Origin of the sequence: Anaerocolumna sp. AGMB13025 (genome assembly GCF_029689925.1) — a bacterium.
Lineage (GTDB): Bacteria > Bacillota > Clostridia > Lachnospirales > Lachnospiraceae > Anaerocolumna.
Genome location: NZ_CP121445.1, coordinates 120,001 through 139,391, shown reverse-complemented (window position 1 = coordinate 139,391; position 19,391 = coordinate 120,001). Strand labels below are relative to the sequence as shown.

At 39.2% G+C, this 19,391-nt stretch carries 13 protein-coding genes, 2 tRNA genes and 1 rRNA gene (1 of these 16 running past the window's edge); 10 read left to right on the top strand and 6 right to left on the bottom strand.

What is annotated here, in order from left to right; genetic code table 11:
* Positions 1–40: 40 nt before the first annotated feature.
* The gene (locus QA584_RS00585) at positions 41–2,542 is read right to left on the bottom strand and encodes a leucine-rich repeat domain-containing protein (RefSeq protein ID WP_278272584.1); all 2,502 of its coding nucleotides are present in this window, start codon (positions 2,540–2,542) and stop codon (positions 41–43) included.
* 97 nt (positions 2,543–2,639) lie between these two features.
* Positions 2,640–3,782, bottom strand: coding sequence for a glycerate kinase (locus tag QA584_RS00580; RefSeq protein ID WP_278272583.1), 1,143 nt, complete (start codon positions 3,780–3,782; stop codon positions 2,640–2,642).
* Positions 3,783–4,425: 643 nt separating this feature from the next.
* Here QA584_RS00580 and QA584_RS00575 point away from each other — a divergent pair.
* From QA584_RS00575 to QA584_RS00530, 10 genes are all read left to right on the top strand, one after another.
* Positions 4,426–5,169, top strand: a complete 744-nt coding sequence (locus QA584_RS00575; protein WP_278272582.1) for a response regulator transcription factor — start codon at positions 4,426–4,428, stop codon at positions 5,167–5,169.
* A complete protein-coding gene (locus tag QA584_RS00570; RefSeq protein WP_278272581.1) occupies positions 5,166–6,995 on the top strand; it encodes a sensor histidine kinase in 1,830 nt (609 codons plus the stop codon). Before QA584_RS00575 ends, QA584_RS00570 begins: the two co-directional genes overlap by 4 nt.
* Before the next feature lie 176 nt (positions 6,996–7,171).
* Positions 7,172–8,527: an ABC transporter substrate-binding protein gene (locus QA584_RS00565; protein ID WP_278272580.1), complete on the top strand. Its 1,356-nt coding sequence runs from the start codon at positions 7,172–7,174 to the stop codon at positions 8,525–8,527.
* A gap of 153 nt (positions 8,528–8,680) precedes the next feature.
* Positions 8,681–9,574 (top strand): carbohydrate ABC transporter permease, encoded by an 894-nt coding sequence (locus QA584_RS00560; protein ID WP_278272579.1) that lies wholly within the window; start codon positions 8,681–8,683, stop codon positions 9,572–9,574.
* A 501-nt stretch (positions 9,575–10,075) separates the two neighbouring features.
* Positions 10,076–10,924 carry a carbohydrate ABC transporter permease gene (locus QA584_RS00555; RefSeq protein WP_278272578.1) on the top strand — a complete coding sequence of 283 codons (849 nt, stop codon included), beginning with the start codon at positions 10,076–10,078 and terminating at the stop codon, positions 10,922–10,924.
* A gap of 14 nt (positions 10,925–10,938) precedes the next feature.
* Positions 10,939–12,522 (top strand): glycoside hydrolase family 43 protein, encoded by a 1,584-nt coding sequence (locus QA584_RS00550; protein ID WP_278272577.1) that lies wholly within the window; start codon positions 10,939–10,941, stop codon positions 12,520–12,522.
* Between the two features lie 655 nt (positions 12,523–13,177).
* Positions 13,178–14,002: a transketolase gene (locus QA584_RS00545; protein ID WP_278272576.1), complete on the top strand. Its 825-nt coding sequence runs from the start codon at positions 13,178–13,180 to the stop codon at positions 14,000–14,002.
* A 16-nt stretch (positions 14,003–14,018) separates the two neighbouring features.
* Positions 14,019–14,948: a transketolase family protein gene (locus tag QA584_RS00540; protein WP_278272575.1), complete on the top strand. Its 930-nt coding sequence runs from the start codon at positions 14,019–14,021 to the stop codon at positions 14,946–14,948.
* Positions 14,949–15,384: 436 nt separating this feature from the next.
* Entirely contained in the window at positions 15,385–16,269 is an 885-nt protein-coding gene (garR, locus tag QA584_RS00535) for a 2-hydroxy-3-oxopropionate reductase (protein ID WP_278272574.1), read from the top strand.
* A gap of 96 nt (positions 16,270–16,365) precedes the next feature.
* Entirely contained in the window at positions 16,366–17,175 is an 810-nt protein-coding gene (locus QA584_RS00530; protein WP_278272573.1) for an SDR family NAD(P)-dependent oxidoreductase, read from the top strand.
* 271 nt (positions 17,176–17,446) lie between these two features.
* Here the strand turns inward: QA584_RS00530 and QA584_RS00525 are convergent, their stop codons facing one another.
* The 4 genes from QA584_RS00525 to QA584_RS00510 form a co-directional block, all read right to left on the bottom strand.
* Positions 17,447–17,998, bottom strand: coding sequence for a helix-turn-helix domain-containing protein (locus tag QA584_RS00525; RefSeq protein ID WP_278272572.1), 552 nt, complete (start codon positions 17,996–17,998; stop codon positions 17,447–17,449).
* A gap of 273 nt (positions 17,999–18,271) precedes the next feature.
* Positions 18,272–18,342, bottom strand: a tRNA-Cys gene (locus QA584_RS00520).
* Between the two features lie 112 nt (positions 18,343–18,454).
* Positions 18,455–18,526 (bottom strand) — tRNA-Asn (locus QA584_RS00515).
* Positions 18,527–18,654: 128 nt separating this feature from the next.
* Positions 18,655–19,391 (bottom strand): 23S ribosomal RNA (locus QA584_RS00510); it runs 2,235 nt beyond the window's last position.

The window sequence follows — 19,391 nt, the reverse complement described above, 5'->3', positions numbered from 1 at the left end:
AATGACAATCAGATCGTTTAAAGCTTCTAACTGCTTATATCTAATCACTATAGATCACCTTGTTATACTCTGTATCACCAATCTCAAAATATTTATGATTACCCATATAATTCATTAAAATACTGCCGTCCGCACTGAATGCTTTATTATCATCTTTCACTGCAATTGATGTCAAATATTTATTGTTCGCGGCTGATGCCAGACAGGTAGTTTCAATCTTTTTAACTCCCCCAGGAATTGTTAATACCGTGTTTCTGGATTTCTTTGGATAAAGATACATAATGGAACATTCTTTATTATAAAGAATTCCGTCTTTCGTGCTAAAATACTTATTCTGTTCATTCACTTCAAACTTTTGAAGGTTTTTAAAATCCCAAATTGGGTCCCCATCATAACTACTGAACAAAGTTTTAACATTTTTCCCAAGTTTCAAGGTTTCAAGATAAGGATTTGAAACTGCTTCCACTGTATACTGATAATCATCAATTAAATTACGTTCTTTGATACCGCAAAAGCCAGATACAGTAATTACACTATCTGGTATTGTAAATGTCTTATCAGGCTTTTGGTGAGGGTATGCCAGTAACTCCGTCATATCTTTATTATACAGTACACCATCCAAACCTTTGTAAAATGCATTGTCGTCACTTACCTTAATTTCTTTCAGGGACCGGCTCATATGCAAATCATAAGCCCTATACTCCAATGCCTTTGATAAGGTCAGGTCTTCCAAATAAGGGTTATTTACAAGACTGCTAGAAGCAAGGATAACCTCTACGGTATCTGGAACTACATAACTTTTATCAGTTTTCCTAATAGGATAATATAATAATAAGGTAACCCCCTTGTCATACAGAACTCCGTCTATACTGGTAAATGATTTATTATCCTTATCTACAATAACCGAAGTAACTGAGGTAAAGTTATCAAAACTATTCGTGTTAAGATCCGGAAAGGACTCTGGAATGCTAATCTGGGTAAAATTCCGCCTTGATAACGTAAAAATTGAATCGATTTCTCTTACCGTATCCGGAATATCCAGGGTACTCCTATTCCTTGGAATATCGTAGAGAATCTTCCCGTCTTTACTTAAAAGCATACCGTTTTTTAAGGTATAATACATACTGCCATTGGCTGTAACCTTTTTAAGAGAGGGAATATCATAAATATTTTCTGTCCAGGATATAATCTTAGCCTTCTTAGGAAGAGCTAATTCTGTTATACCGCTATCAAGCAGATTGAGGATATTAAGTTCCATAAGCCCCTCTGGGAACTCTCCTTTGGTTTGCTTTTTAAATAAATAAAGTATTGTTTTATCCTTACTGTATAAAGAACCTTTATCTAATACAAAATTTTTGTTACCGGCATCCACGGTGATTTTATCAAAGCATTTTGGAGTATCCGTAAATGAATCTAATTTTTTTAAAGCCTTCGGTATCTGTATTTCTGTCGTTTCTGATAAATCAAAACTATTTAAGTTCAGCTCAGTTAAGGTATTCGGAAACTTTAAAGCTGATTTCTTGTACGCCTTTGGTACTAATATTAATTTTGTCTTTGCTGTATTATACAGTATACCGTTGTAGGAGGAATACAGCTTGTTTCCGCTTTCCATCCCGATATATTCCAGTTCTTTTGATTGCCTGAAATCAGAGATCTTTATCTTGGTAACCGATTTTGGTATTGTAATTCCGGTCAGTTGAAAACATGTAGAAAAAGCATTGTCATTTATTGTTTTCAGCCCTTTTGGTAAAGCAACTGTCTTAAGGCTGCTTTGATAAAATGCATAAGTCTCGATGGTAAGGGTTCCCTTTGGTACGGAATAGGATTCACCCTTTCCATTCGGATGAAAAAGAAGAGTATCACCTTTTTTGTTAAATAGGACGCCGTCCTTTGCTTGAAAAAAAGGATTTTTACTGCTGACTTTAAACTCTTGTATAAAGTTTAACTGCTCTCTGATATTCTTAATCTGATCGCTTTTTAACTTAGCCCCTATGGTTAAGGTCTTTAGGTTACCGGCATTCATAAACGCATTGCCCGTAATTGTAGTTACGGTATCCGGGATTTCACAAAAAGTATTATCCCTTGCCGGTGGATATTGAATCAACAAAGCTTTCTTTTTGTTAATGAAACAACCGTTTTCCATTGAAAAAATGGGATTATCCTCTGCAACCTGAATGTCTTTTAAACTTACCAATTTATTGTAGAAATTGTACCCGCTGCTTTTTATATCCGTAACCGTACCAGCTATCTTTATTGTCTCTACATTGGGGAAATACCCCTTCGTTAATGAATCCCAATCAAAAACAGTAACTCCCTTGGCCACAATAATTTCTTTTACCTGGGGATAACTAACACTTCCATCCTTACTAAAATCATCAGCCGTTACATTTTCTTTTATTTGAAATACTTCTTCTCCCTTATATGTATACGGATTATCGTTCGAAAAAGTATAAACCGATTCTGCCGTACAGGTTTTACCTGCCTGAATATATATAAAAATTACCATTACCAGATACAAAATCTTCTTTAGCGTCTTATGCATATTTACTCCCCCTATCGAATTCATATTTAAACATCCTGTTATTTCCATAAACACTTGAATAGTATTCCAAGTGTTTGTTAAAAAGATGTCATAAACATTAAAATGCTTTTACTGCTTTTATTAATCGAAAGACCTGGGCGGCAGCGGAAAATAAATTCATTCTGGCAGTATTAAACTCCATGGCTTCCTCTACTGTCATGGGAAGCTGCAAAATACTAAAATATGCATCGATACCTTCTTCATTGCATTTGGCCGCATCTTTTGTGGTGCCGCCTGCAAAAGCAATTACCTTTTTTCCATACTTTTTGGCTAATTTAGCAACGCCAACGGGGGCTTTCCCCATGGAAGTCTGAAAATCAAGCTTTCCTTCTCCCGTGATGACATAATCTGCATCTAGAATATCTTCCTCCAGACCGATTTCCTCTAATATAATATTGATACCGGATTCCAGCGTGCCATTTAAAAAGGTCAGAAAAGCAAATCCCAGACCACCGGCTGCTCCAGTTCCCGGATAAGAAGCCGTATCCTGTCCGAGTACTTTCTTTACCACCTCTGCGAAATTTTTAAGACCTTTATCCAGAATTTCAACAATTTCCGGTGTTGCACCTTTTTGAGGACCAAATACAGGAGAAGCTCCTAATGGACCATAAAGAGGATTTGTAACATCACAAGCTATTTTAAAAGTACACTCCTTTAATTCCTTTAAACTTAAAACAGTACTAAAATCTGCAATTTTATTAAGTTCTCTGCCTTCTGGTCCAACCAGTTTTCCCCTTTCATCAAAAAACTGATACCCAAGAGCCTGAAGCATCCCAAGCCCTCCATCATTGGTTGCACTTCCACCGATTCCAATAATAAAATTCCTGCACCCTTTGTTAATGGCATCTTTAATCATTTCACCAACTCCGAACGTGGTCGTATACAGTGGATTTAAGTCTTCCTTAGAAACCAGTTTTATCCCTGCGGCAGCGGCCATCTCAATTACTGCCGTCCTATTATCCGTAAGAATCCCATAACTGCTGGTAAGCTTCTTACCCAAGGGTCCGGTAACATCAAGTATAATTTCCCTGCCTCCCATACCGGCAAGCAAAGCCTCAACCGTACCTTCCCCCCCATCCGCCAGAGGTTTTACAATTACCTCAGCTTCGCAAACACTTAGAATGCCTTCCTTAATTGACGTACCCGCCTCTATTGAGGATAAACTTCCCTTTAACGAATCAATAGCTACAACAACTTTCATATTAACTCCTATCTGTGCGCATAAGAGCACATAAAATCAAGATGTTGAAAACCTTTTTTGGTTTTCAACTTAACTCCTATCCGTGTACATAAGCGCACATAAAATCAAGATGTGGTAAATCATAAAATAATCATAACACAGGTACCAGGAGACGAAAAGGATGATAAATTATTTCTTTTCATCATTATTTATCGAGTTTTTAAATATATTATTAGCCATTGCATAATTCAAAGACTAAATTACCTGGGAGAGAATAAGGATTATATTTTGTAAAAATTTTGTGGAAAGTATGCGCGAATAGCTGCAAGAAAAAGAATGCAGCTGCATATTCGCGCAATCTTTAATCAAAATTTTTACAAAATATAATCCTTATTCTATGCCCAGGTCCAATACCCTAAATCATAGCAACAAGTCCTTACTAAGAGACCCAAAATTTATGATAATTCTTCATTTTTACGGGTATTTAAACTACTTTATATTATGTTAATTAAGGTTATGATATAATTAAGTTGAAACTAAAATGGGACGAATTATTCTGCTAAGTATTCCGAACAAGGCAGAGCATTAAGTAACAATGATAATAAAAAAATAAAATAAGTTTGCAATAACCGAATCTTCCATATTGGGGCAAAGGAGAAGAACTATGTATCAATTAGTAATTATTGATGACGAAGAGAAGATTTTAGAGGGTATTTCAGAATTATTTCCCTGGAACAACATTGGCTTTCACGTAGTGGCACGTTTTATTGATGCCCGGAGTGCATTATCCTATATTGAAAATAACCCGGTAGATGTGGTTATGACCGACATATCCATGCCAAATATGAATGGCATTGAGCTGACAAAGGAATTACAACGTTTTCCCAATCTTAAAATAGTCCTTTTCAGCAGCTATAAAGATTACGAATACATGCGGGCAGGAATCCTGTACGGAATATCTGACTATCTGCTTAAACCTATAAGATACGACGAATTGGTTCTGTGTTTTGAAAAAATCAGATCAAAGCTTGACGAGAAAAACCTTGTGGAGGCAGCTAAACCAAAGACTTATTACAGCGAGATTATCACCCGGGTAGACAAATATCTGTCAGACAATTACCAAAAAGCCTCTCTGGAAGGCGCCGCCGAGGCAGTGGGATTAAGTCCAAACTACCTTTCAAAGATTTACAAAGAAAAATCCGGCTGCGGGTTTTTAGAGCGGCTGAACCGGATTAAGATGGAAAAAGCCTGTGAACTTTTAATGGACCCCAGTTATAAGCATTACGAAATAGCCTTTTATGTGGGATATGATAATCCAAAGAATTTTTCCAGAGCATTTAAGGCTCATTTTAATATGAGTCCCATGGAGTATAGAAATGGACAGAGAAAGGGGAACCCTAATTCATGATGCAGAAATTTTTCTTCAAGCGCTTTCGGTCTTTTGCTTTAATCATGATTATTCCCTTAATGACAATTTTCGGAATTATGGGTTATCTGGTAATTAATGCACAGCAAAATGATTTTAAAAAGATTGGATCAAATACCTTAACTAACATTAATGATAATATTGTTAATGTAATCTACAGTTCCATTTACCAGCAGGACGTAGCTATGCGGAATGCCCAGTATATGATTTCTATGAAAAAACTCATGCGGCATGATATTTTAGAATACCGGGATATTATTTTTATGAATTCCATTATTAACTATCTGACAAGTGCCCAGACCTCTTACCGGTACATAGATTCCATTTACCTGTATATGGATGGTCTGAATAACTTTCTGGCCTCCTCCTCCGATGAGCTGGTTTCCTTTCAAAGCTTTTATGATACGGAATGGTTCGACCATTATAAGAAAATACCACAGGAAAGTAGTCAGTTTGTAGAGACCAGAAAACTAAAACGCTATAGCTATGATAAAGCAAAGGATGTAATTACCATTTACCGGCGGATGTCTTATGCCAAAGGTGTAGTTATCTTAAATGTCAAGTCGGATAATTTTGGACGTAGATTAAATGATATGCTGATGTCAGGTCAAAGCTTTTATTATTTAAATAAAAACGGTGAAGTTTTGTACCGGAGCAATAAGAAAACGTCTTTAAGTATTGCTTCTGAATCTACTTTGTTTAATAAAATAGCAAAAGAGTATGCTTCCAAGGGGCGGTTTTCCCTCAATCAAAAATGGGTTAAATTAAACAATAAATACTATCTTATCACTGTAAAACCCGATGATTACAAACAGACCTACCTATTGTCCATGATATCCTTTCAAGCATTTGCAGAAAAATTAACAGACTTTATACGGCTAGCCTTAGCAATCCTAGCAATTAACCTATTTATTGTAATGCTCCTTGCCTGGATGATAACCAAAGATGCCTTTAAGCACATTACCTATTTAGTAGATGTATTCAGTTCTGCCGAAAGAGGGGAAGTAATCGGACAACCGGAACCGATTATTAAGGATGAATATAATCTGATACTTAATAACATTTTGTTTCTCTTTATTAAAAACAGCCAGATGCAGGCCAATTTAATGGAGAAGCAGCATCAATACCAGATATCAGAGCTAATGGCACTGCAGCTCCAGATTAACCCCCACTTTATTTTTAATACTCTCCAGACCATGGATTTGGAGGTGTTAAAGGAACTTGGAGGCCAGTCCACACTGCACATCTTAATCCAGGAGTTATCCAATATCATGAAATACGCCCTGACTAATCCAACAGAATTTGTTTCACTAAGGGAAGAACTGGATTACCTAAGGGCTTACATTGAAATTCAGGAGGTACGGTTTAATAACAACATCGTCATCTATTATGAGCTGGAGGATTCCCTCCTGGAATTTTTCGTATTCCGGCTTATGCTTCAGCCCATTATTGAAAATTGTGTAAGCCATGGTATCAGGTCTTATCATGAGCGCTGCTGCATCAAAATCAAAATACGCCGGAAAAAGGAGGACATCTGCATTGATGTCATAGATAACGGCTGTGGTATGACCAGAACGACATTAAAGGAAGTAAAGGTAAAGATTAATGATTCCAAGTCAAAGAATATCGGGCTGACCAACTTAAACCGCCGATTGATTCTTCAATACGGTGAATACAGCGGTCTTCATATCCTAAGTAAAAAAGACATGGGCACTGCCATCAGCTTTAAAATTCCAATCCGGGATACCGACAAACCCAATAACACTCCAAGGGCTTCTGGGTCAGAAACAGCTCCAACCATTAATTAAGCAGAAAAAAAAGTAAAGATGATACCATCCTCTAAAAACACCGTAAAATATGAATTCTTATGTTAGGATGGATACCTTTTTGTATGGGTTTACCAATGATACAATATTAGTATTGAAAGGCTTATTTTCATACCTGTAAGAACTTTCAATAAATAAAAATAGGAGGTATTTTATTTATGAAAAAGAAAATGATATCAGCTGTTATCCTTGCTTCTTTGTTGGCGGTTTCCTTAGGAGCATGCAGCAAAAAAGACTCCGGCAGCACCGATGTGGTTTCCGACGCCGGAACTAAGGTTACCGATTCTAAGGCTTCCACTTCAGGTGATAAGCAGGATCCGGTATCCCTTCGTTTCTCCTGGTGGGGTGGAGATGCGAGACATGAAGCTACTTTAGCAGTAATAGACGCATTTGAAAAGGAATATCCCTGGATTACCATTGAAGCGGAATACGGGGCACAAGATGGTTATAATGACAAGCTGATGACACAGTTTGCTTCTGAAACTGCACCTGACATTATCCAGCTGGAAACTGGTGCGGCACCGGAATACTATAAACAGAACCAGCTTTTAAACCTTTCCACAACAAGCATTGATTTCTCCGGCTTTGACCCAACCTTCTTAGAAAACAACGGTCAATTCGGCTCCGGCAGCCAATATGCAATTCCTATGGGCAGGGCTGGTACCGCAATTGTTGTGAATAAGGATCTGGCTGACAAAATTGGCATTGATTTCACCAAACCTTATAACTGGGAACAATTAATCGAGTGGGGCAAACAGGTACAGGCTTATGATCCCTCCATGTATCTGATCTCCGGCAACGATTCCTACATGATGCCCTTCGTACTTCGCGCTATGGCAAGACAGATGAACGGAGCTCCCATCATCAATGATGCAGAACATAAACTGAATATGACAGAAGAACAATTTACAAAAGCGTTAGAATTTGTACAACAGTTATACGAGAATAATGTAGCAGTACCTTTGTCTTATATGGCTACCTATGGCGTAAACAATCAAGATGATCCTAACTGGATTGCCGGCAAATACGTAGCTTACGTAGGCTATACTTCCTCTGCTGATGTTATGCAGGCGGCTAATCCAACTCCGAATTACATCGCCGGGCAGCTTCCGCTGTTAGCTGATGGCAAAAGTGACGGCTGGGTCAATGACTGCCCTCAGTATGTAGGTATTTATGCAAAATCCGAGCATCCAGAGGAAGCTGCTTTATTCTTAAACTACTTCTTTACAAATGAAGAAGCCATGAAAACACTTGGTACCGTACGTTCTGTTCCACCTACGGAAAAAGCTCAGAAGTTAACCTTAGAGGCAGGTACCTTAAATCCTTTAACAAAAATGGCAGTTGATGTAAGTATGCAGTACAATGGTAAATCCGATTCCGGTATGACTACCAGTGCAGAAGTTACCGCTATCTTAATTGATGCTTATGAAAATGTTGCTTTTGGTGAAAAATCACCTGCCGATGAGGCAAAAGAAGTGGTATCATTAATAACAGATTATTTATCCTTACAATAGTAGACTAAAAAAAATAGAACAATTCTTCTAAAAGAAGGAGCTGTTGCAAATTCATAACGTAATGTACTTGACAGGGAGGACTCCTTTAACCTGCCAGGTTTAAAAAACTTACAATTTTGCGGCAGCTCCTTTTAACACGCGAGGTGATAGGAAATGAAACATTCAAAAATAGCAAAAAGGGGTCATAAGGCTTATATCTATATATTACCTTGGCTGATTGGTTTGGTAGTATTACAATTGTATCCATTTATAGCTTCCTTACTATATTCCTTTACAAATTATAATGCTTTTGGAAAAATGAACTTTATTGGATTCGATAATTATGTTAGATTATTTACAAAAGACAAAGAATTTTATAAATCTCTGGGAGTCACAATCAAATATACCTTATTAACCGTACCCGGCAAAATCATATTATCCTTAGCCATAGCCGTTATGCTTAATAAAACAAGAAAAGGTATCGGCGTATTAAGAACAATCTTTTATCTGCCCTCCCTGTTTGGCGGCAGTATAGCAGTGGCACTCCTTTGGAAACTGCTGTTTATGGATAACGGCTTAATGAATTCTCTCTTACATATCTTTAAGCTTGGTCCGGTATCCTGGTTAGGCGATCCCAAAGTTGCCCTTACTACACTTAGCTCCCTGGAAATATGGCAGTTTGGTTCCTCCATGGTTATGTTTCTGGCCGCACTAAAACAGGTACCCCAATCCCTGTATGAAGCAGCTGGTATTGATGGCGCCAATAAAGTACAGTCCTTTTTTAAAGTTACCTTTCCACAGATTACTCCTATTTTATTCTTTACTATCATCATGCAGACAATTAATGCTTTGCAAAACTTTACCTCTGCATTTGTCATTACCAAGGGCGGACCGGTAAAATCTACGTATATGCTGGGTTTAAAGCTCTATAATGACGGTTTTGCTTATTATAAGATGGGATACGCGAGTGCTTCTTCCTGGGTTATCTTTATCCTGATTTTAGCAGTCACACTTGTCCTCTTTGGAACTCAGCGCTTTTGGGTGTTCTATGAGGATGATGTTAAATAAACCCGAAATTATTATTCTTTCAACTTTTATTATTGTGGCAGTATCACAAGTAAACTTGCGATATGCGATGGGTGTAAAGTTAAAGTAAATTTATGAATCGAAAGGATGCCACATTTTATTTCTTTCAACTTTTATTATTGTGGCAATATCGCAAGTGAACTTGCGATATGCAATGGGTGTAAAGTTGAAAGTAAATTTATGAATCGAAAGGATGCCACATTTTAATTCTTTCAACTTTTATTATTGTGGCAGTATCGCAAGTAAACTTGCGATATGCAATGGGTGTAAAGTTGAAAGTAAATTTATGAATCGAAAGGATGCCACATTTAATTCTTTCAACTTTTATTATTGTGGCAGTATCGCAAGTAAACTTGCGATATGCGATGGGTGTAAAGTTGAAAGTAAATTTATGAATCGAAAGGATGCCACATTTTAATTCTTTCAACTTTTATTATTGTGGCAGTATCGCAAGTAAACTTGCGATATGCGATGGGTGTAAAGATGAATAAAAAAACAAAGAAAAATATACACGAGGCTATCGTATATGCCCGTTTTATAATTTTAGGTTTCATAATGATATATCCTTTGATCTGGATGTTTTTTGCCAGTTTTAAGACCAATGATGAAATCTTTGGATCTCTTGCATTACTTCCAAAGAGCTTTCGTATACAACCCTTTATCGATGGTTGGAAAAGTGTAGGTGGAATGACTTATGGAAGATTTTTTCTAAACACCTTTAAACTTGTGATCCCAACTACCCTCTTTACCATAATTTCCAGTACCCTGGTGGCTTACGGCTTCACTCGTTTTGATTTTAAAGGGAAGAAATTTTTATTTGGAATACTGATTTCTACTTTAATGCTTCCAAATGCGGTAATTATCATACCTAGATATACCATCTTCCGGTCCCTGAATTTTATTGATACCTACAATCCATTTTATATGGCGGCACTCTTTGCCTGTTATCCTTTTTTCACCTATATGCTAATCCAGTTTATGCGAGGACTGCCGGTGGAACTGGACGAATCCGCTTATATGGATGGCTGTGGAACCTTTAAGGTTCTTTACCGTATTTTATTACCCCTTTTAAAGCCCGCCTTGTTTTCAGCCGCATTATTCCAGTTCTTGTGGACTTATAATGATTACTTTAATTCCTTAATATATATTAATACCGTTAAAAAGTTTACAATATCACTTGCCCTGCGTCTATCCATTGATGCAGAGTCGGTAATCCAGTGGAATGAAGTAATGGCAATGGCCTGTGTGGCAGTATTACCAGTAATCATTATATTTTTTGTTGCCCAGAAGTATTTTGTTGAGGGCATCTCAACCACAGGTTTAAAAGGCTGAAAGGAGATTTTTATATGGCTTATGCAACCAATCCAATTTTAACCGGTTTTAATCCGGACCCCTCCATTCTCTGTGTAGGTAATGACTATTATATTGCAACCTCAACCTTTGAATGGTTTCCGGGAGTGCAGATTCATCATTCAACGGATCTTATCCATTGGGAGTTAATCTGCCATCCCCTAGAACGATTATCCCAATTAAACATGATAGGTGAACCGGATTCCTGCGGTATCTGGGCTCCGTGCTTATCCTACTGTGAAGGGACGTATTATCTGATTTATACCGATGTGAAATCTTTTATCGGCATGTTTAAGAACACTCATAATTACCTTGTAACTGCCACCGATATCCGGGGACCCTGGTCAGAACCGGTATACTTAAATTCCAGCGGTTTTGACCCTTCCCTCTTTCATGATACGGATGGGAAAAAATATCTGCTGAATATGCTCATGGATCACCGGAGTTTTAGCACTAAATTCGGTGGAATTATAATACAGGAATATTCACCGGAAAAGAAAGCACTGGTAGGCGAACCGGTTAACATATTTAAAGGGACACAATTGCGATTTACGGAAGGACCCCACTTATACCACCTGGATGATTATTATTATCTAATGACTGCGGAAGGCGGAACCGGTTATGAACACGCGGTAACCATGGCAAGGAGCAAAACTCTTTATGGTCCTTATGAAGTTGATCCAAAGAATCCGTTGTTAACCGCCTGGCATGACCCTTTAAATCCCCTTCAAAAAGCTGGACATGGAAGTTTAACAAAGGGACACAATGGAAAATGGTATTTGGCCCATTTATGCGCAAGACCTGTAGGCAAAGACCGTCTATGCATTTTGGGACGGGAAACTGCACTGGAGGAAGTTGTCTTTAAAGACGGATGGCTTCGCCTGGCAAATGGCGGGAACACCCCCTGTGAAAGAGTTGAAATCGACGGAATAGAGACCACTTCTATTATAGAGAAAAAATATCTGCTGGAGGACTTTGACCAGGATGCCTATAGTATTCATCTGCAAACTTTGCGGGTGCCTTTAGGAGCGGCCGCCTCCTTAACAGAGCGGAAGGGTTATTTACGTTTATACGGAAGAGAATCCTTTAGTTCCTTCCATCATCAGTCCCTCTTAGCCCACAGACAGCAGAGCTTTTATACCGAAGTTACCACCAAATTGGATTTTAGACCGAAAAACTTCCAGACTATGGCTGGTCTGGTCTACTACTATAATTCCCTTAGCTATTACTACTTATATGTGTCCGAGGATGAAACTGCCGGAAGAGTGTTAAGTATTATATCCTGTATTCTTGGCAAGGGAACACAGCCAATTGGCGCAGGTATATCTTTACCGGAGACAGGGGAAATTTACTTAAGGTTGACAACAGACAAAGAAACGGCACAGTTTTCTTATTCTTTAGAGGGTAACAGTTTTATAAAGGTTGGAACAGAACTGGATGCCACCGTACTCTCAGATGATTATTATGCCTCTACCGGACATATCATGTTCACCGGCGCTTTCATCGGTATCTGCTGTCAGGACCTTTCCGGTCAGGGAGCTTATGCAGATTTTGATTCTTTTGAATATAAGGAGCTATAAAATTGCTTTTTGTACTTTTTTCTGTACGTTTATTTATAAATGTTTATTCCTGCACTCTTGAGGGCTGCCGGTCAGTCAATCTGTAAATGTGAGGAAGTATCATCCCCACAAGTTGTAGATTGGACTAGTAAGGATAATATCTGTACAAGGGTTATTAAGATAAACCATCTCCACTAGGGTGATGACCAAAAATTATAAGAATTAACCATCTGCACTAGCGTGATGACCGAAATTATAAGAATTAATCATCCCCACTAGCGTGATGACCGAAATTATAAAAATTAACCATCTGCACTAGCGTGATGACGAAAATTTTAAGATTAACCATCTGTACTAGGGTAATGACCGAAATTATAAGAATTAACCATATGCACTAGAGTGATGACCGATATTATAAGAATTAATCATCTGCACTAGGGTGATGACTGAAATTGTAAGGATATATTACTGTACAAGGACGAAGACTGAATATGTAAAGAGAAATCATCCACCAGGGGTAATGACTGAAATAATAATGATGAATTATCTGCATTAGGGAGAAGGCTATTTATAAAATTTATATGTAGTTTAAAAATATGTAACTTAACAGATTTGTGTTTGCGCTGCATTCACAGGTCTGGGGTGTACAAAAAGCAGCGCAGAAATGAGGATGAATATGGTTTACAGTAAGGAATTGATTGAGGAATTAACCCACATAGCGAAGAAACTTCGAAGGGATGTTGTCATAAGCATCGGAGTTGGAGTTGCAGGTCATATTGGCGGTTCCAATTCTGCTGCCGACTTAGTAACCGCTTTATATTTCCATAAAATGAAGCATGACCCCAAGAATCCCGGTATGACCGACAGGGACCGTTTTCTTTTAAGTAAAGGTCATGTAGCAATACTACAGTATGCTGCTCTCGCTGAAGCTGGGTATTTTCCAGTGGAGGATTTAAAAAACACAAAAGAAATCGGTTTTTATCTCCAGGGGCATCCGGATGTCCTAAAGACACCTGGTATCGAAGCCGGCACAGGCTCACTGGGTCAGGGCTTATCCATAGGCCTTGGTATGGCACTTGGTATGAAGCTTGATAAAATTGACCGCAAGGTATATGTCCTGGTTGGGGATGGTGAAATTGCCGAGGGTCAGATCTGGGAAGCAGCTATGGCAGCCAGTGCTTTTGGTGCGGATAACCTGGTAGCAATCGTAGATCACAACAAGCTTCAGGCAAACGGCAAAATCGAAGAAAGATTTAACACCCTGCCCCTGATTCCAAAATGGGAAGGCTTTGGCTGGAACGTAATAGAAATAGACGGACATAACATGGAAGAAATCCTTGCAGCTTTCGATGAGGCTGATACCGTAAAAGGTAAGCCCACGGTAATTGTGGCCCACACGGTAAAAGGAAAAGGTGTAAGCTTTGCTGAAAATGTTGTCAGCTTCCACAACGGAATGCTGACAGAAGAAACCTATGCACAAGCACTCAAAGAATTATCGTAAGCAGGAGGATAAAAAAATGGCATATACAAATCAAAGAATGGCATATGGCAATACATTGGTTGAATTAGGACGTGAGGATAAGAGGATTGTAGTACTGGATGCTGATCTTGGCGGCTCGACTATGGGAAAATTATTTGAAACAGCTTATCCGGAAAGACATTTTGAGATGGGAATTGCAGAGGCTAATATGACCTCCGTCGCTGCGGGACTTGCACAGACCGGGAAGATTCCATTCACAAACTCCTTTGCTGTATTTGCAGGCGGCAGGGCCTATGACCAGATACGGCAGACCATAGCAATCGGAAAGCTCAATGTTAAAATCTGCGGTTCCTCCTCCGGGATGTCGGATTTCGGTGACGGGGCAACTCATCAGGCGGTAGAAGACCTGGCTATTATGAGAGCAATCCCTAATATGACCGTTATCTCCCCAGCGGATGCCAATGAGACCGTACAGGCAGTAAAAGCTGTAGTAAATATGGATGGTCCTTGTTATATCCGGTTAAACCGTAATGATTATGAGAATGTAACCACAGAGGATAAACCTTTTGAAATTGGTATCCCAAGTGTAATAAAGGACGGCAGTGAAATTGTAGTATTTGCCACCGGCATAATGGTTGGGATGGCTTTAGAGGCTGCCCAGGAAGTAAAAGATAAAATCTCAGTAAAGGTGGTCAATGTCAGTACGATCAAACCGCTGGATAAAGAAGCCATAATCAACCTGGTAAAGGACTGCAAAGCCGTAGTCACAGCCGAGGAACACAGTATAGTCGGCGGCCTTGGCAGTGCAATCTCAGAAGTTCTATGCAAAGAGTGTAAACCCATTGAATATGTAGGTGTTATGGATACCTTTGGCAGCAGCGGACATAATTACAAGGATGTCTTAAATTATTACGGACTGACAAAAGAATCCATTGTAAAGGCTATTGAAAAAATGATGGTGCTGTAGAGAATCGTTATAATACCGGATAGGACTAATAGATCGTACATAATAACTTGTTCTTACAAAGATTATCCTATGGAAAGGATATCTTAAACGTACATTATAGCAGGGTTGGGGTCAGTGCTTTGACTGTTTTATCTTCAAATTTAGGAATATTACCAGGAACCTTGTGATAAGCCTGTGTTGTAGAAACCTAAGTAACTGTTTTACAATATTTGATTGAAGGTTCCCAGAGATAATTAGTTATGCTTGAAAATGAAACGAGGCACTCGCTAATTAACGAACTTGTTTATTAAAGCGAAGAAAGCAATTATATTACTCTCCCACAACACACTGTCATTGTAGCTATTGTATTAAATATAACAGAAAAGTAAAAAAACACACAGGCACTTTATTGAGGGTTTGTGCCTGAGCGAAGCAAAAGGAAGGTAGGTAAGTTAACATGAAGATAGGATTTATCGGACTTGGAATTATGGGTAAACCCATGGCAAAAAATTTAATAAAGGCAGGACATGAACTGGTTGTATACGATGTAGTTTCGGAAAATGTAGCAGAGCTTGTGACAGCCGGCGCAACCGCAGCATACTCCTCTAGAGAGGTTGCAATGGAATGTAAATTAATTATAACCATGTTACCCAACAGTCCACATGTAAAGTCGGTTATACTTGGTGAAACCGGTGTGCTTACAGGTGCCGCACCAGGAACAATACTTATTGACATGAGCTCAATTGCACCAATTGCCTCTCAGGAAATCGAAAAAGCCTGTGCAGATAAGGGTGTAAGAATGATTGATGCTCCGGTATCCGGTGGTGAACCAAAAGCAATTGACGGAACCTTATCTATCATGGCAGGCGGCGATAAAACCGTATATGATGAAGTATACGATATCTTGATGCTGATGGGTGCAAGTGCCGTACATTGCGGCGATATAGGTGCCGGTAATACCACCAAACTGGCCAATCAGGTAATCGTTGCCCTAAATATCGCAGCCGTATCAGAAGCGTTTATGCTTAGCACAAAAGCCGGTGTTGACCCGGTAAAAGTATTTGATGCAATCAAAGGCGGTCTTGCCGGATCAACTGTCATGAATGCCAAAATCCCAATGATTACCGAGGGTAACTTCAAACCTGGCTTTAAGATAGACCTGCATATAAAAGATTTAAATAATGCTCTGGAAACCGGACACAGCGTAGGCGCTCCCCTGCCCCTTACCGCAGCAGTAATGGAGATGCTTCAGATGCTCCATGCAGATGGTTATGGACAGAATGACCACAGCGGTATTGCCTTGTATTATGAAAAGTTATCCGGTACAGAAATCCGTAAATAGTGTGTGAGAACATTAATGGGTCGTAAAAACTAAGTAATGTCATATGAAGTTTGTCAGATAGAATAAGTTATCAGACTAACTAGGGAGGTTTATTAAATGTCAGAAAAATCTTATTTAGAGAAATTATTTTCTCTTGAAGGGAAGGTTGTAATATTTACCGGTGCTGCCGGAGGAATCGGGAGCGAACTATGTGAAGGGTTAGCGAAAGCCGGAGCAGCCATCGCTCTGTGCGATATTAACAAAGAGCGGCTGGAGGAGTTAAAGGCAAAAATAGTGGAAGCCGGAGGTAATGCTTCCACCCATCTTTTAAATGTCATGGACAAGAACAATATAAAAACCTGTGTTGATGAAGTGGTCGGACAATATGGACATATCGATGTACTTGTAAACTGTGCCGGAATAAATAAGCGTGAAGGTATTCTCGATGTAGAAGAAGAAACCTATGACCGAATTATGGATATCAATTTAAAAGGAGTATTCCTTGTGTCCCAGGCTGTTGGTCATTACATGAGAACCCAGAACTATGGAAGCATCATCAATATAGGCTCTCATAATACCGGTTGGGTCCTTGGCGGCTGCTCCGTATACGCGGCGACCAAAAGCGGAATCGTTGCATTAACCAAAGCTCAAGCCGTAGAATGGGCCAAATTCAATATCAGAGCCAATGCAATCAGTCCCGGTCATATACAAACCCCTCTCACAACCGTTACCTGGCAGCATCCACAACGTTCCAAATATCTTCTTGACCGGATTGCTATGAACCGCCCGGGATATCCGGAGGATATTGTCGGTACCTGCATCCTGCTTGCCTCCGATGCATCTGCTTATATCACCGGCTGTGAGTACCGGGTGGATGGCGGATGTATCGCCGGCGGTCAGCCTTGGCCCTATGATACAAAATATTAAGCTGCACAGTATAATTACTAATATAAGACAGTACAGTATTATAAACTCAAAAACAGCTCACAGTGGTTCATTCATCTTTGTGAGCTGTTTTCTTACAACGAATTACATTCTATTATATTCTCTAACTTGTATTCTTTCCATAGCAAATGCCATAAATGTACCTGATAAAAAATCAATGATAATGGATTAGGTACATTATGGATTACAAAGATAATAAGCTTGGCTATATTATGATTTATAAACTTGATGCTGTAACTAAAAAACTACCCCTTCAATCTTCATCTAGTTTTACTCTCAGCAATTTATTTTTTACCTTAGAGGCATATTTCAAATCGTAAGCTGGAATTCCCTTCTTAATGGCTTCTGCGATATCATCCATTTCTTTTTTTATATTACCTTCATTGGCATACCATCCAAGTAAAATTGACTGTTCTCCCCAAAATGCACCATTATTTACTCCAAATAACCAATACCTGGGCTCATCCTCCTTCGCTTTAAACATAACCAGCGATGCCAGTACTTTATAGCAATTAACAATTGATTTTCCATCATAGGATCTTATTGTAATTTTTCCTGTTGGTGCTATTATATTTTGCGCTAATGGTTTTTCACTAATTGTGTTACCTCTTTCTCCTAACATTAAATAATCTAGAGAAACATTCAGCTTTCTGGATAAGATAAGTAATTTCTCTGTTTCCGGATAACCACTCCCCTGTTCCCATTTCGAAACCGCTTGGCGGCTTACTCCAATCAGTTCGGCTAACTCCTCCTGGGAGAGTTGTTTCTCTTTTCTTATCGATTGCAAATTATCTGCAAAGCTCATATTAGCTACCTCTTTTCTTTGTTTTTTAGGTAAAGTATACTGTATTTATCAGCAAAATCAACCATTTTAGAGTTGCAGATTGGCAACCTGAGTTTGCAGTTATAAATTATGCTTGTTAGTAAAGTGGCATTGGCAGAGTACACTAAGAATCTTTAAGCCTTATTTAAAAGTTTAGATGATCTTTTATTACTTCTAGTTTATACGTATCTTACAGATCATTTTTTAAACATAAAAAAGCCCCCAAAACTAAAAGTTTCTGGGGGGTTTCTGTAGAGGCGACAACCAGATTTGAACTGGTGATCAGGGTGTTGCAGACCCATGCCTTACCACTTGGCTATGTCGCCATAATATATATATAACTAATTATACCAATATATTTTTTACTAGTCAAATAAATATATACCATATTTAAGTTCAAACATATCACTTAAACAAAATTAAATAATACTAGGAAAACTCCCCGAGTTGGGCTCGAACCAACAACCCCACGGTTAACAGCCGTGTGCTCTACCATTGAGCTATCGAGGAATAACTACATCTGATAATATCTTCAACAAGTTTAGAATTTTCCGATTCAATTCGAATCTTACAACTCTAGAGAAATTGGTATTCATGAACAAATACCCTATAGGATATTCTAAAGAACAACCTATTCTTTGGTCAAGCCCTCGACCTATTAGTATTAGTCAGCTACATGCATTACTGCACTTCCACCTCTAACCTATCCACCTTGTCGTCTTCAAGGGGTCTTACTGCTTTCGCATGGGATATCTTATCTTAAGGGGGGCTTCACGCTTAGATGCCTTCAGCGTTTATCCCTTCCCGACTTGGCTACTCGGCCATGCCATTGGTATGACAACCGATCCACCAGAGGTCAGTCCAACCCGGTCCTCTCGTACTAAGGTCAGCTCCTCTCAAATATCCTACGCCCGCGCCGGATAGGGACCGAACTGTCTCACGACGTTCTGAACCCAGCTCGCGTACCGCTTTAATGGGCGAACAGCCCAACCCTTGGGACCTACTACAGCCCCAGGATGCGATGAGCCGACATCGAGGTGCCAAACCACTCCGTCGATGTGAACTCTTGGGAGTGATAAGCCTGTTATCCCCAGGGTAGCTTTTATCCGTTGAGCGATGGCAATCCCACTTTATACCACCGGATCACTAAGTCCTACTTTCGTACCTGCTCCACCCGTCGGTGTCGCAGTCAAGCCTTCTTCTGCCTTTGCACTCTGCGAATGGTTTCCAACCATTCTGAGAAGACCTTTGAGCGCCTCCGATACCCTTTCGGAGGCGACCGCCCCAGTCAAACTCCCCACCTGACATTGTCCACTGCCCGGATCACGGGCACATGTTAGAAATCCAATACTGCAAGGGTGGTATCCCAACAGCG

Coding starts and splice junctions, on each gene's coding strand:
- QA584_RS00530 (WP_278272573.1), top strand. CDS start 16,366: ATGTCAGAAAAATCTTATTTAGAGAAATTATTTTCTCTTGAAGGGAAG.
- QA584_RS00570 (WP_278272581.1), top strand. CDS start 5,166: ATGATGCAGAAATTTTTCTTCAAGCGCTTTCGGTCTTTTGCTTTAATC.
- QA584_RS00545 (WP_278272576.1), top strand. CDS start 13,178: ATGGTTTACAGTAAGGAATTGATTGAGGAATTAACCCACATAGCGAAG.
- QA584_RS00540 (WP_278272575.1), top strand. CDS start 14,019: ATGGCATATACAAATCAAAGAATGGCATATGGCAATACATTGGTTGAA.
- QA584_RS00525 (WP_278272572.1), bottom strand. CDS start 17,998: ATGAGCTTTGCAGATAATTTGCAATCGATAAGAAAAGAGAAACAACTC.
- garR (WP_278272574.1), top strand. CDS start 15,385: ATGAAGATAGGATTTATCGGACTTGGAATTATGGGTAAACCCATGGCA.
- QA584_RS00560 (WP_278272579.1), top strand. CDS start 8,681: ATGAAACATTCAAAAATAGCAAAAAGGGGTCATAAGGCTTATATCTAT.
- QA584_RS00555 (WP_278272578.1), top strand. CDS start 10,076: ATGAATAAAAAAACAAAGAAAAATATACACGAGGCTATCGTATATGCC.
- QA584_RS00565 (WP_278272580.1), top strand. CDS start 7,172: ATGAAAAAGAAAATGATATCAGCTGTTATCCTTGCTTCTTTGTTGGCG.
- QA584_RS00575 (WP_278272582.1), top strand. CDS start 4,426: ATGTATCAATTAGTAATTATTGATGACGAAGAGAAGATTTTAGAGGGT.
- QA584_RS00585 (WP_278272584.1), bottom strand. CDS start 2,542: ATGCATAAGACGCTAAAGAAGATTTTGTATCTGGTAATGGTAATTTTT.
- QA584_RS00580 (WP_278272583.1), bottom strand. CDS start 3,782: ATGAAAGTTGTTGTAGCTATTGATTCGTTAAAGGGAAGTTTATCCTCA.
- QA584_RS00550 (WP_278272577.1), top strand. CDS start 10,939: ATGGCTTATGCAACCAATCCAATTTTAACCGGTTTTAATCCGGACCCC.